At 71.0% G+C, this 14,341-nt stretch carries 6 protein-coding genes and 1 pseudogene; 5 read left to right on the top strand and 2 right to left on the bottom strand.

The annotated features are described in order from the left end of the window. The first annotated feature begins 12 nt into the window (after positions 1–12). The gene (locus DEJ46_RS33585) at positions 13–6,402 is read left to right on the top strand and encodes a type I polyketide synthase (RefSeq protein WP_150272401.1); all 6,390 of its coding nucleotides are present in this window, start codon (positions 13–15) and stop codon (positions 6,400–6,402) included. 115 nt (positions 6,403–6,517) lie between these two features. Here DEJ46_RS33585 and DEJ46_RS33580 read toward each other — a convergent pair whose 3' ends face one another. Beyond that, positions 6,518–7,474 (bottom strand): AraC family transcriptional regulator, encoded by a 957-nt coding sequence (locus DEJ46_RS33580; protein ID WP_150272399.1) that lies wholly within the window; start codon positions 7,472–7,474, stop codon positions 6,518–6,520. An 81-nt stretch (positions 7,475–7,555) separates the two neighbouring features. On the opposite strand from DEJ46_RS33580, the gene DEJ46_RS33575 reads away from it, so the two are divergent. The 4 genes and pseudogenes from DEJ46_RS33575 to DEJ46_RS33560 all read left to right on the top strand — a co-directional run bounded on the left by DEJ46_RS33575 (position 7,556) and on the right by DEJ46_RS33560 (position 11,234). Beyond that, positions 7,556–8,401, top strand: a complete 846-nt coding sequence (locus DEJ46_RS33575) for an NAD(P)H-binding protein (protein WP_150272397.1) — start codon at positions 7,556–7,558, stop codon at positions 8,399–8,401. 557 nt (positions 8,402–8,958) lie between these two features. Further along, positions 8,959–10,461, top strand: a complete 1,503-nt coding sequence (locus DEJ46_RS33570; protein ID WP_223835309.1) for a flavin monoamine oxidase family protein — start codon at positions 8,959–8,961, stop codon at positions 10,459–10,461. Between the two features lie 223 nt (positions 10,462–10,684). Then, positions 10,685–10,849: pseudogene (locus DEJ46_RS33565) on the top strand (methylmalonyl-CoA mutase family protein); the annotation flags it as partial. A gap of 172 nt (positions 10,850–11,021) precedes the next feature. Further along, a complete protein-coding gene (locus tag DEJ46_RS33560) occupies positions 11,022–11,234 on the top strand; it encodes a DUF5988 family protein (RefSeq protein WP_150272395.1) in 213 nt (70 codons plus the stop codon). Positions 11,235–11,303: 69 nt separating this feature from the next. Here the strand turns inward: DEJ46_RS33560 and DEJ46_RS33555 are convergent, their stop codons facing one another. Beyond that, a complete protein-coding gene (locus tag DEJ46_RS33555; RefSeq protein ID WP_150272393.1) occupies positions 11,304–14,324 on the bottom strand; it encodes an alpha-mannosidase in 3,021 nt (1,006 codons plus the stop codon). Positions 14,325–14,341 lie beyond the last annotated feature (17 nt).

Genomic DNA, 14,341 nt, shown 5'->3' with positions numbered 1-14,341 from the left:
GAGTCCAATCCGATGTCCGACGAGCAGAAGGCTCTCGAGTACCTGAAGTGGGTCACGTCCGATCTCAAGAAGACCAGGCAGCGCCTGGCCGAGGTCGAGGCCGCACAGCACGAACCCATCGCGATCGTCGGCATGGCCTGCCGCTTCCCCGGCGACGTCGCGTCCCCCGAGGACCTGTGGCGGCTCGTGGCCGAAGAGGGGGACGCCATCACGGAGTTCCCCACCGACCGCGGCTGGGACATCGCCGGCCGCTACGACCCCGAGCCCGGCAAGCCCGGCAAGACCTATACACGGCACGGCGGATTCATCCGCGACGCCGCAGAGTTCGACCCCGCGTTCTTCCGGATCTCCCCGCGCGAGGCGACCGCGATGGACCCGCAGCAGCGGCTGCTCCTGGAAACCTCCTGGGAGGCGATGGAGCGGGCCGGGATCGCTCCGGGCACGCTGCGCGGCGCGCCGGTGGGAGTCTTCACGGGGATCGCCGCTCAGACGTACAACCTCACCCTGGACCAGGAGGAGTACGCGGGCTACTTGGCCACGGGCGTGCTCGGCAGCATCGCCTCGGGCCGCATCTCCTACACCTTCGGTTTCGAGGGACCTGCGGTCACGCTGGACACGGCCTGCTCGTCTTCGCTCGTCGCCATGCACATGGCGGCGCAGTCGCTGCGGTCGGGCGAGTGCGACCTCGCCCTGGCCGGCGGCGCGACCGTGGCCGCGAGCATGGACGGCTGGCTGGAGTTCAGCCGCCAGGGGAACCTCGCGAGCGACGGCCGCTGCAAGGCGTTCTCCGCCACCGCGGACGGCACCGGATGGTCCGAAGGCGTGGGGGTGCTGCTCCTGGAGCGGCTCACGGACGCGCAGCGCAAGGGGCGCCGCGTGCTCGCGGTGATCCGGGGCAGCGCGGTCAACCAGGACGGCGCCTCCAACGGCCTGACCGCACCCAACGGCCCCGCGCAGGAACGCGTGATCCGGGCCGCCCTGACCGACGCGGGCCTCTCCGCACGTGACGTCGACGTCGTCGAGGCACACGGCACCGGCACGACACTCGGCGACCCCATCGAAGCCCAGGCCCTCCTGGCCACCTACGGACAGGACCGCCCCGCACACCAGCCCCTCTACCTCGGCTCGCTCAAGTCCAACATCGGCCACACCCAGGCCGCCGCAGGCGTGAGCGGCGTGATCAAGATGGTCGAGGCACTCCGCCGTGGGGTGGCGCCGAAGACGCTGCACGTGGACGAGCCGAGCCCGCACGTGGAATGGGACAGCGGAGCGGTGGAACTCCTCACGGAGAACCGCGACTGGCCCGAGACAGGAAGGCCGCGCCGGGCGGGCGTGTCGTCGTTCGGCATCAGCGGCACCAACGCCCACGTGATCATCGAGCAGGCACCCGAGGTGGAAGACCCGGCACCGGTGGCCGATGGCGGTGTGGTGCCGTGGGTGCTGTCGGGGCGAACGGACGAGGCTGTACGTGAGCAGGCGGCGCGGCTGACCGAGTGGATCTCGCAGGCACCCGAGCTCGACGTGGCCGGCGTGGGGTTGACGTTGGCCACCGCGCGCAGCCGCTTCGAACGCGGCGCCGTGGTGGTGGGCGCCGACCGCGAGGAGCTCCTGACCTCGCTGGCCGAGGTCGCAGACGGCCGCGCACCCCTGGTCGGTCCTTCCGGTAGCGGCGTAGGCATGCTGTTCGCCGGTCAGGGCGGTCAACGAGTGGGAATGGGCCGCGAGTTGTACGCCGCCCATCCGGTGTTCGCCACGGCCGTCGACGACGTCCTGACCGCCGTCGACAAGGAACTCGCAGGGTTCGTCGACCACCCCGTCCGCGACGTCCTCTTCGACACCACCGACACCGGCCTGCTCGACCAGACCGTCTACACGCAGAGCGCCCTGTTCGCCATCGAAGTCGGCCTCTACCGACTTCTCGAATCCTGGGGCGTCCGGCCGGCCTGGCTCGTCGGCCACTCGATCGGTGAGATCGCAGCCGCCCACGTAGCGGGCGTCTTCTCCCTGGAAGACGCTGCCCGACTGGTCGCGGCCCGAGGCCGGCTGATGCAGGCGCTGCCGGAGGGCGGTGCGATGGCGGCTGTCGAAGCCGCTGAAGCCGATGTACTCCCGTTCCTCGACGATGCCGTCGGCATCGCCGCGGTCAACGGACCCACTTCCGTCGTCGTCTCCGGCGAACACACCGCCGTCGAACGCGTCACCGCTCACTTCGAGAACGCGGGCCACCGGGTCAAACGCCTCAAGGTCAGCCACGCCTTCCACTCGCCCTTGATGGAACCGATGCTGAACGACTTCGCCGAGGTCGTGAAAAGCCTGACGTTCCACCCGCCGTCGATACCCATCGTCTCCACCGTCACGGGACTCGCCGTCGAACCGGACACCCTCACCGACCCCGCCTACTGGGTCCACCACGTCCGCACCACCGTCCGCTTCCACGACGCCATCACCCACCTCGCCGACCACCACACCGGCGGATACGTAGAGATCGGCCCCAGCGGCGTACTCGTCGCACAGACCCAGCACATCCTGGACGCCACCGGCCACGAAGGACACCTCGTCCTCCCCACCCTCCGCCCGGGCCAGTCGGAGACCCATACCATCCTCACCGCCCTGGGCCGGCTCTACGCAGCCGGGACCGGCGTCACCCCCCACTGGCAGACCGTCTTCGGCGACCGCACCACCCTCACCGACCTCCCCACCTACCCCTTCCAACGCCAGCACTACTGGCTCCACGCCTCATCCCTCAGCGGCGATCCGGCCGATCTCGCGCTGACTCCGTCCGGGCACGCGCTTCTCGGCGCCGCCGTGTACCCCGCAGGCAGTGACACCGCTCTCTTCACCGGCAGGTTGTCGACGGCCACCCACCCGTGGCTGGTCGAACGTACGGACCAGAGCGAAGGCACCGTGCCTCACGGTGTCCTGGTCGACCTCGCCCTGCACGTGAGCGACCAGCTCGACTGCGACGTCCTGCGGGACCTGACCGTGGTGGCACCCATGGTCCTGTCCGACAGTGAGGGCGGAGCGCTGCACGTTCAGTTGGCCGTGGAGGCGCCTGACGCCGACGGTGTGCGCACGGTGACCGTTCACTCCCGGCCCGACGATCCGGACAGCGTGTGGACCCTGCATGCCACGGGTGCCGTCCACCGTGGTGCCCGGGAGACAGGGCGCTCCGACGCGGAATGGCCCGGGTCCGGAGCGGAGGCCGCCGATCCCGGTGCGCTCCCGCCGGGGGTGACCGCGATGTGGCGACGCGGCGAGGAGATCCTCGCCGAGATCGCCCTTCCGGACGAACTGGCGGATCGCGTCGCGGACTTCGGGATCCATCCGCTCCTGGTGGACAGCGCGCTCCGCGTGGCGTCCTGGGAGGGTACGGACGGGGACACCGTCCCGTACGAGTGGACCGGTGTCCGGCTGCACGCCGTCGGCGGCACCAAGCTCCGCGTGCTCCTGACACCGCGCGGCGACGGGGTGTTCGGACTCCACGTCGGCGATGCCGCCGGGCAGCCGGTGCTGACCGTCGAGTCCGTCGCCCTCCGGTCCGTCGCTCCCCCGTCCGTGGCGCTCCGGCCGGCCCCGTCAAGCGCCGCGGCGAAGGACGCCCTGTTCCGCATCACCTGGTCCCCGACCCTGCTTCCGGCGGCGGGCGGTGAAGGCCGGCGGGGCGAGGACGGCTCGAACGTCCTCATCCGGACCGTGCCGCCCACCCTCCCGGGGGCCGATCCCGTCGCCGCCACTCACGCGGCGGCCCAGAGCGCGCTGGCGCTCGTACAGGAATGGCTGTCCGACGAGCGGCAGGCGGCGACCCGGCTCATCGTGCTCACCGCGGGTGCCGTGCCGGTGGAGGAGGGCGCTCCCGTGGACCTCGCGCACGCCACGGTGTGGGGTCTGTTGCGTTCGGCGCAGGCCGAGCATCCCGGCCGGCTGGTGCTGGTGGACGGTGAGACGGGCTCCGAGCCGGAACGGCGTGACGTCCTGGCGGCGGCCGCGCTCGGGGAACCGCAGGTCGCTCTGCGAGGCGTCCGGGCTTTCGTCCCTCGCATGACACGCCTTCCGGTACCGACGTCGGCATCGACATCGGCGTCGGCGTCTGACGCGTCGCCCTGGAACACCGAAGGCACCGTCCTCATCACCGGCGGAACCGGCTCACTCGGCTCCGCCGCAGCCCGACACCTCGTCCACCACCACGGCACCAAACACCTCCTCCTCACCAGCCGAAGCGGACCCAACGCCCCCGGAGCCACCCAACTCCACACCGAACTCACCCAAGCAGGCGCCCACGTCACCATCACCGCCTGCGACACCACCGACCCCACCCAACTCGCCACCCTCCTCACCACCATCCCCACCCACACCCCCCTCACCGCCATCATCCACACCGCCGGCACCCTCCACGACAACCTCATCACCACCATGACCCCCACCCAACTCCACAACGTCCTCCGCCCCAAAGTCGACGCCACCTGGAACCTCCACCACCAAACCCAACACCTCAACCTCACCGCCTTCGTCCTCTACTCCTCCGTCGCCGGAGTCCTCGGCACCCCCGGCCAAGCCAACTACGCCGCCGCCAACTCCTTCCTCGACGCCCTCGCCCAACACCGCACCACCCACCACCAACCCACCACCTCCATCGCCTGGGGACTCTGGGCCAACACCACCGCCATGACCAACCACCTCACGGAAGCGCAGCTGAATCGCATGGCGCGTGAGGGTATGCGGCTCCTGCCCACCGACCTGGGCATGGAGATCCTCGACACGGTGACCGGTACCAACCACCCCTCGGTGATCGCGCTGCCCGTGGACCTGGCCGCAGCGCGTGCGTACCCCCGGCAGCCCGCGGTGCTGCGCGCCCTGACGCGGGTGCGGCACCGGCCGGTGGCGGTGGCGGACGGAGCACTGGGCGGCGCGGGCCACGGTCTCGACGGCCTGGCCGGGCTGGACGAGCGCGAGCGGCACCGTGTCCTCCTCGCTCTGGTCATCGAGCAGGCGACGGCGGCTCTGGGGCGCGGACCCGACGCACCGGTCCGTGCGGACCAGTCCTTCCAGGACGTCGGGGTCGACTCGCTGACCGCCGTCGAGCTGCGCAACCGGCTGACGAAGGCGGTGGGGCTGCCGCTGCCGGCAGGCCTGGTCTTCGACCACCCCACCCCCGAGGACCTGGCCCAGCGGCTGCTGTCCGACCTGGCCGGCGGCTCGGCGGACGCGCGGGGCGGCGTCGACTTCGCGGCGGAGGTACGGCTCGCGCCGGACATCGTCGCCACGCCGGACGTCCACCTCACCGACGATCCCCGGCACATCCTGCTGACCGGAGCCACCGGCTTCCTCGGCTCCTTCCTGCTGAGGGACCTCCTGCGGAACACGTCGGCGCGGATCCACTGCCTGGTCCGCGGCGCGGACGTGTCGGACGCCCGCGCACGCCTGACCGCCGCGGCCGCGTGGTACGAGACGGAGGCGGACCTCGACTTCGACAGGATCGACATCGCCGTCGGTGATCTCGCGGAGCCGTCGCTCGGGCTGGACGGGGACGCCTTCGACGAACTGGCCCGGGTGGTCGACGTCGTCTACCACGCGGGCGCCAGTGTCAACTGGCTCTATCCGTACGAGGCGTTGAGGCCCGCCAACATCGCGGGCACCGAGGAGGTGCTGCGGCTCGCGGCCCGGCACCGGACCGTGCCCGTGCACTACATCTCGTCCACCGGCGTCTACGCTCAGGAGCCGGCCGAGGGCCTGCGCATCGCCGTCGACGACCCGATCGGCCCGCCGGAGCTGCTGTCCAACGGATACCGGCAGGCGAAGTGGGTGGCCGAGGGGGTCATCGACATCGCCCGGTCGCGCGGCATCCCCGTCTCGGTGTACCGCGTCGACGTCGTCTCCGGCGACCAGGTCAACGGAGCCTGCCAGACACAGGACTTCGTGTGGCTGAGCATCCGCGGCATGCTGGAGGCCGGTGCGGCTCCCGCGGGGATCTCCGGCTACTTCCATCCGACGCCGGTCGACTACGTGAGCGGGGCGATCCGGTGGCTCTCCACCCGGGTCACGGGCGTGGGAGACACCTACAACCTGTCCAATCCGCACCGTCTGCACTTCGCCGAGGTCGTCGAGCGGCTCCGCGCCCTCGGCCACACGCTCGTGGACCTCGACCCGGCCGAGTGGAGCCGGTCCGTACGGAAGGATCCGGAGAACTCGCTGCTGCCGCTGCTCGACGTCTTCGAGGCGGCGATCGCGGGCACCGGCGGCTATCCCGACATCGACACGGACGGGACGGAGGCGGCCCTGGCCGGCAGCGGTGTCCACTGCCCCCGGGTGACGGGTGACCTGCTGGTCCGGTACCTGGAGTTCTTCACCGACAAGGGCTACTTCCCGGCCCCTGACCGTGAGGGAGCCGTGTCCGCGGAGGCATAACAGCCGCCGGCCGCCCCGACCGAAGCCCCCAGGCCCAGCCGAACCTGCCCAGCCCCACCCAGTCCCGAGGACCCCGGCGGCCACACGCCCGCCGGGGTCCTCGCACGCCCTCGGTTCAGGCGGTCAGCCCGCGGCTGTGCAGAACCGCCGCACGGTGCTGGGTGGGGGTGATGCCACGGCAGCGCTTGAAGGCGACGCTGAGGGCGAAGGTGTTGGAGTACCCCACCTTGTGGGCGATGGAGCTCACCGTGTCGTCGGTGTCGCGCAGCAGGTCGGCCGCCAGGGCGACGCGCCACGTCGCCAGGTAGGTCATGGGCGGCTCACCGACGTGGCGGGCGAAGCTGCGGGCCAGCCCCGACCTGGAGGCCCCCACCTTGGCGGCGAGGGTGGCCACGGTCCACGGGTGTGCCGGGTCGTCGTGCATCAGCCGGAGGGCGCTCGCGACGACGGAGTCGTCCGTGGGCCGGTACCACGCGGGTGCGTGGTTCTTGGGGCGGTCGAACCAGGCGCGCAGCGTGGAGACCAGCATCAGGTCGAGCAGCCGGTCCAGGACGGCCTGCTGGCCCGGCTTGTCGCGGCGTACCTCCTCCGCGACCAGGCCAAGAAGGGTACGGTCGCTGTCGGCCTCCGGTACGACGAGGACGTCCGGCAGGGCGTCCAGGAGACGGTCGCTGATGCCGGTCCGGCCTTCGTAGGCGCCGCTGATCAGGAGGGCCGAACCCGGCTCGTCGGCCCCGCAGGTACGCGGGTCGAGGGCCGGCTCGCCGACGACGACCGCCCGGGCGGTCCGCGCGCAGTAGTCCGCGCTGGTGATGACGCGTCCGGGCGGCGAGGCGGGATCCTCGGCGACGGTGTACGGGGCGGGGCCGCGCAGGACGGCGATGTCACCGGAGCCGAGTTCCATCGGCTCGCCGTCGGCGGGTGTGATCCAGACCCGGCCGTTCAAGGCGGCGACCAAGGTCAGATGGGCGCCGCTCGCGAAGCGCAGGGACCATTGTGGGCTCATGACCGTCCGGGTGAACACGGCACCGCGTGCCCGTACCCCGTCCAGCAAGTTCGCTAACGTGTCCACCCCTCCAATGTAGACGCTCGAACATCGACCTGGGTGTCTCAGCCATGGCCGCGTCCCCGCTCCGAAGGATTTAGTTGCCCCATGACTGAGCACCCGATTCTGATCACTGGTGGTACGGGCAAGGTCGGCGGTCGCGCCGTGGCCCAACTCGGCTCGAAGGGTGTCACGGTGCGCGTGGGATCGCGTTCCGGCGAGCCCCGTTTCGACTGGACGGACAGGAGCACGTGGGACGCCGCTCTGGACGGCGTGAAGAAGGTCTTCCTCGTGCCGCAGGACGGCGAGCAGCTGACGCGGCCGTTCGTGCAGCGCGCGAAGGAACTGGGGGTCGAGCGCATCGTGCTGCTGTCGGGCCGCGGCGCCGACGTCCCCGGTTACGCCAAGGAGGACAGCATCGCGGGCCGGACCCACATCGACGGCGAGGACGCCGTGCGCAACAGCGGTCTGGAGTGGACCGTCGTGCGGCCCGCGTGGTTCGCGCAGAACTTCAGCGAGGGCTTCTTCCGCGACTCGGTGCTCGGCGGGGAGCTGCGCCTGCCCGCGGGTGACGGCGCTGCGAGCTTCGTGGACGCCGAGGACATCGCCGCGGTCGCGGTCGCCGCGCTCACCGAGGACACGCACGTGGGCAAGACCTACGAGCTGTCCGGTCCGAGCGCGCTGACCATCGGCGAGGTGGTGGACCTCATCTCCGACGCCACCGGCCGCTCGGTGCGCTACGTGTCCCTGTCGCCCGAGGACTTCGTGGCCGAACTGGTCGCCGAGGGCTGGCCCACGGCGGACGCCGAGGACTACGCCGACTCGGTCGGCCCGATCCGCCGGGACATGGACAGTCACCTGTCCGACGGCGTGCAGGCCGCGCTCGGCCGGCCGCCCCGTTCCTTCGCCCTGTTCGTGAAGGAGGCCGCGGCCGCCGGCGCCTGGCGCGACTGACGTGAGCGACGGCCGGTGACCGTCACTGCCCGCACGAGGAGGCCCCCGCTGTCACGACGCGGGGGCCGCACCACCGGAACCACACGCATCACAGGAACCACCGGAACCACACGCACCGCCTGAACCATCCATCCGAAGCACACACGGTGCCAGTCTCGGCACGCTGCACGCTGGAACGCCTGCGTCTGCGTCTGCCTACGCCTCTGCGTACGGGTCGCACAGCAGGTGAACGGGGAATTGCACGAGTTTACGGGGGAGCTGCACCGGAGGCAGACCGACGCGACCGCGCACGCGGAGTCGCTCGGTCCCGCCGCCGTGATGGGTCCAGGACGTTCATCCGGGCCCGATCCGCACTGAGTTGGCATCATTCCGATCGCCCTGCCTCGCGAACGCGGGCTGCATCCGCCGGTCCGTGGCCGCACGGCCCCGCTCCGCCATGTCTCGAACGGCGGAGCGGCGTCCTGCGCTCACGGTCCCGCGCGGGCAGCCGTCGATTCCTCACATCGCCCTTCCACGTTCCATGTACGAGCGATCACAGGAAACCTGAGGACAACCCAGTGAGTACAGACAACCAGCCTGGCATACGTCGGGCCGACGGCTTCACCCGTCGGCGCCTGCTCAAGGTGGGCGGGCTCACCACCGCTGCCGCCGCGATCGGCGCGATCCCCGCTCCCTTCGGCAGCACCGTCGCCCATGCCGCCGATGCCTCTGCCGCCGAAGCCCGTGGCTGCTACGACGCCATCGTCGTGGGCCTCGGCTTCGCGGGGGCGATAGCCGCGCGGGAGCTGAGGGCCAAGGGCCTCAACCCGCTGCTGCTTGAGGCCCGCGGCCGGGTCGGCGGCCGCACCTGGACGGACACGTTCGTCAACCAGCCCGTGGAGATGGGCGGTCAGTTCGTCGACGAGTCCCAGCCGCTCATCACCGCCGAGCTCAACCGCTACGGCATCGCCACCGCGCACGGGCTGCTCCCCGCGCACGCGGTCATGCCGACCCCGGACGGCCCCGCGCCCTTCTCCCTCGCCGAGCTGCAGACCCGGCAGGGTGCGCTCCTGGAGAAGCTCTTCGAGGGGTCGAAGACCTTCTTCCCGGACCCCTACAACCCCCTCGCCCGACGCGATCTGGTCCGTGAGGTCGACGGGCTGTCGCTGCGCAACCGGCTCGACCAGCTGAACCTCAGCGCCGCCGACGAGAGCTGGATCAACGGCATCACGGCCGGCCAGTCCGGCGGATCGAGCACCTACGGCTCGTACACGGCCCTGGCCCAGTGGTGGTCCCTCGCGGGCTGGAGCACGGACACGTGGTACCGCGCACAGAGCAAGCGCGTCTCCACGGGCATGAGCAGCGTCATCCGGGCGATCCTCGCCGACGCCAGGGCGGAGATCCGGCTGAACGCCCCGGTCGCGTCGATCACCGACACGGGTACGTCGGTCAGGGTCGTGACCACGGCGGGCCAGGCCTTCACCGCGCGTACCGTCGTGGTGGCGGTACCGGTGAACGTATGGAAGACCATCACGTTCAACCCCGGTCTGCCCTCGGTGCACAGCACCGCCACGCAGCAGGGCGTGGGCGTGGCGAACAGCCGCAAGCTCTGGCTCCACGTGCGCGGCATGACTGAGGCGAAGGTCGTCAGCGGCGCCGAGGGCGACCCCTTCATGACCGTGCTCTCGCACAGCGAGACCCCGGAGGGCCAGCTCCTGATGGCCCTCAACAGCAAGCCCGCGATCAACGTCTCCAACCGGGCGGAGATCGAGGCCGCGCTGAGGACCGTCCTCCCGGAAGCCCGGCTCATCGACTACCGGGCACAGGACTGGGGCGCGGAGCGCTATTCGCTCGGCGGCTGGGCGCTGCGCCGCCCGGGCCAGTTGCTGGCCCAGCTGCCGGCGATCCAGCGACCGCACGGCAGGATCGCGTTCGCCACCAGTGACATCGCCAGCGGCTGGGTGGGCTTCGTGGAAGGCGCGATCGAGGCCGGCTTCCGCGCGGCGGACCAGGCCGCCGGCATCGCGGGGGCCACCAGGACCGCTTCGGCACAGGCTCGGCGCGGGCTCAGCACCGTGTGAGCACCGGCTGAACGCCGGTCGGGCACCGGCGGGCCGAGAAGCACGACGGCGGGCGTCTGCCGGGGAATCTCCCCTGCGGGCGCCCGCGTCCGTTGCAGCGGCGAGACGCCGTGCCGAAAGCCCGCGATTAGATCGCCGGGAGCACCGTGTTAGCCCGCCCGTCGATGCTCGTAACCGTGGGCTTCGGCTCCTGTGGACCTGTCGGGCAAGGGAGGCACAGCACATGGCGCGCGAGTCGGAGTCGGGGCTGCCGATCGAGCCGGTCTACGGGCCAGATGCTCTGGAGGGCTGGGATCCGGCCGGGAAGTTGGGCGAGCCGGGTGCGTATCCGTTCACGCGTGGTGTGTATCCGTCGATGTACACGGGCCGGCCGTCGTCGAGCCGAAGAAGGCGGCGGAAGGCACGGACAACGTCCTCCACCCGATGAAGGACGCCCTCAGGGCCCGGGCCACCGTCGGCGAAGTCATGCAACGCCCTGCGCGAGGTCTGGGGCACCTACGCCCCGACCGACGCCTTCTGACGCACGCGTCCGACCGATTCGAGATGGAGGAAGGATCTTCATGAGCAACCGACCCAACGTGATCCTGCAGGGTGGCCGGGCCGTTCCCGACCAGGAGAGGGTTCGCTACGTCGAGAACACCGAGGACACGTTCAAACTCTTCCTCGGGAACCGCTACGAGCACTACAGGGCCAACGGCTCCACCCACGCGCACCACGACGGACGGGGCCTCCTGGTGTTCGAGTGGATGTACCGCACCTACGTGGCCGAGTGAACGGGTGGCACGTCGCCGTGCCACCCGTTGCCTCGGGTACGACGTGTGCCTAGTGGTCAGGGCGACCCATCAGGCGCGGGTGAAGCGGAGGGTGAGCAGCTGGAAGGGCCGCAGGTGGAGTTCGACGCGGCCGTCCGTCGGCTCGACGTCGCCGACCGGCCGTTCGAGCAGGTCGCATGTGCGGACCGGCCCGTGCTCGAACGCCGGCGTGAGGCGGGTACGGGCACGGCCGCCCCGGGCTTCGTACAGTCGCACCACCACGTCGCCGCTCTCGTCGTCCGCGAGCTTCACCGCGCTGACCACCACAGCGTCGTTGTCGAGCGTGACGAGCGGGGCGACGTCCGCGGTGCCGGTGACCCGTCGCTCGGGCAGGTTGATGCGGTAGCCCTCCCGTACGGCGTCGCCGATGTCGGCTCCGGGGACGAGTGCGTGCCGAAAGCGGTGCAGCCCTTGGTCGGTGTGCGGGTCGGGAAAGCGGGGGGCGCGCAGGAGGGAGACCCGGACGGTGGTCGTGGTGCCGCCGTCCTCGGGGCGCACGGCACGCGTGACGTCGTGGCCGTATGTGGAGGCGGTGACCAGGGCGACGCCCCAGCCGGGTTCCTCCAGGTGGACGAAGCGGTGGTTGCAGGCTTCGAACTTGGCGGCCTCCCAGCTGGTGTTGGTGTGGGTGGGGCGGTTGAGGTGGCCGAACTGGGTCTCGGAGGCGTAGCTGTCGGTCCGCAGGTCGAGCGGGTAGGAGGCCTTCAGGAACTTCTCGGTCTCGTGCCAGTCGACCTCGGTGGCGAGGTCGAGCCGTGCTTCCCCGGCGGCGAGGGTGAGCGTCTGGACGGCGCGGGAGGAGCCGAAGGAGCGGGTGACCCGTACGGTCACGAGGTGCGGGGTGTCGGTCGCGATCTCGACCGCGTCGGCGTCCGTCAGATCGGTGACGGTGTTGCGGTAGAAGGAGTCGACGTCCCAGGCGTCCCACATGTTGGGGAAGTCGGGGTGGATCTGCAGCAGGTTGGCGGCCGCGCCGGGGGCGAGGGTCTCCCGCCCGGAGCGCAGATCGAGCACCGACACCGCCAGCCCTCGCGCGTCCACGGCGACCCGCAGCAGCCCGTTGTCGAGCACGTACCCGCCTTCCGGCCGGCCGGTCACCGTACAGCCGGAACCTGGTCCGGTCACCGGCGTCGCGCCACCGGCCGGGACCCCGCCCCGTGCGTGCGGAGCGGCGTTGAAGGCGACGGTGCCCTCCCCGGTGCCTGCCAGGGCCCGCTGTGCCCGGTCGACGATGCCGTTCAGCTCCTCGGCCGCGGCGGCGTACGTGCGTTCCGCCTCCCGGTGGACCCAGGCGATCGAGGAACCGGGCAGGATGTCGTGGAACTGGTGCAGCAGCACGGTCTTCCAGATCCGGTCCAACTCCTGGTACGGGTAAGGCGTTCCGACGCGAACGGCCGCGGTGGCGGACCATAGTTCGGCCTCCCGCAGCAGGTTCTCGCTCGCCCGGTTGCCCTGCTTGGTCCTCGCCTGACTGGTGAGGGTGGCCCGGTGGAGTTCGAGGTACAGCTCGCCCACCCACACCGGCGGTTCGGGGTACTCGGCCTCGGCCTTCGCGAAGAAGTCGGCGGGTCGCTCCCACCTCACCCGTGCCGAGCCCTCCAGGTCACGCAGCCGCGCGGCCTTGGCGACCATCTCGCGGGTCGTCCCGCCGCCCCCGTCGCCCCATCCGGTCGGGGCGATCGAGTGCCTGGCGCGGCCCTTGTCCTTGAAGTTCCGTGCGGCGTGGGCGATCTCCTTGCCGCGCATGGAGCAGTTGTACGTGTCGACGGGCGGGAAGTGGGTGAAGATCCGGGTGCCGTCGATGCCCTCCCAGAGGAAGGTGTGGTGCGGGAAGGTGTTGATCTGGCTCCACGAGATCTTCTGGGTCAGCAGCCACTTGGAGCCGGCCGCCTTGATGATCTGCGGCAGGCCGCCGGCGAAGCCGAAGGTGTCCGGCAGCCAGGCCTCCTCGTTCTCGACGCCGAACTCGTCCAGGAAGAACCGCTTGCCGTGGACGAACTGACGGGCCATCGCCTCGGAGGAGGGCATGTTGGTGTCGGACTCCACCCACATGCCGCCGGCCGGGACGAAGCGGCCCTCGGCGACCGCCTTCTTGACCCGCGCGTACACCTCCGGCCGGTGCTCCTTGATCCAGGCGTACTGCTGCGCCTGGGACATCGTGTAGATGAACTCGGGTTCGTCCTCCAGCAGGGCGGTCATGTTGGCGGTGGTGCGGGCGACCTTGCGGACGGTCTCGCGGAGCGGCCAGAGCCAGGCCGAGTCGATGTGGGCGTGACCGACGGCGCTGATGAGGTGCGCGGACGGCTCGGCCGGCGTGGCGAGTACGCCGACCAGCTCCGTACGGGCCTTCGCCGCGGTCCCGTTGACGTCCTGCAGGTCGAGCGCGTCGAGGGCTCGCTCGACGGCACGCAGGATCTCCCACCGGCGCGCGCCCTCGACCGGAAGCTCCGCCATCAGCTCACCGAGCACCTCGAGGTCGATGACGAGCTGCCACACCGTCTCGTCGAAGACGGCCAGGTCCATCCGTTCCAGCCGGTACTGCGGCTTGTCGCCGGCCGTCTCCTTCTCGCCCAGCTCGGTCGGCAGGAAGGGGTGGTAGTCCAGGACGACGGGGTTGGACGCGGCCTCGACGTGCAGCAGCACCTCCTCCCCGCCGACCGCCGGGCCGGCGATCCGTACCCACTGGTTGCGGGGATTGAGGCCCTTCACCGGTGTGCCGTCGGGCCGGTAGACCAGGCCTTCACACTGGAATCCGGGCATGTTGGCGTCGAACCCGAGGTCGATCAGCGCCTCGACGGTGCGACCCGCCCACTCGGGCGGGACGGTGCCGGAGACGGTCAGCCAGCTGGTGCCCCAGGGCGCGCCCCACTCCGTGCCGACGGCGATCGGGGTGCGCGGCGCGGCCAGTCCTTCCGCGACGGGTACGGGTTCGTCGGGGGCGGTCCAGATGGCGACCGCCAGCGGGACGGACTCGGGGTACACGGCCGGGCGGATGCGCTCCTCCAGGACGCGCTTGAGGCGGGACTCGACGAGGCTGCGGTCGTCGTGCATGGAATGTGACTCCCTAT

The sequence above is a fragment of the Streptomyces venezuelae genome, from assembly GCF_008642375.1.
Classification (GTDB): Bacteria; Actinomycetota; Actinomycetes; order Streptomycetales; family Streptomycetaceae; genus Streptomyces; species Streptomyces venezuelae_G.
Note: the sequence above shows the minus strand (reverse complement) of the source record. Positions and strands in the feature narration are given on the sequence as shown.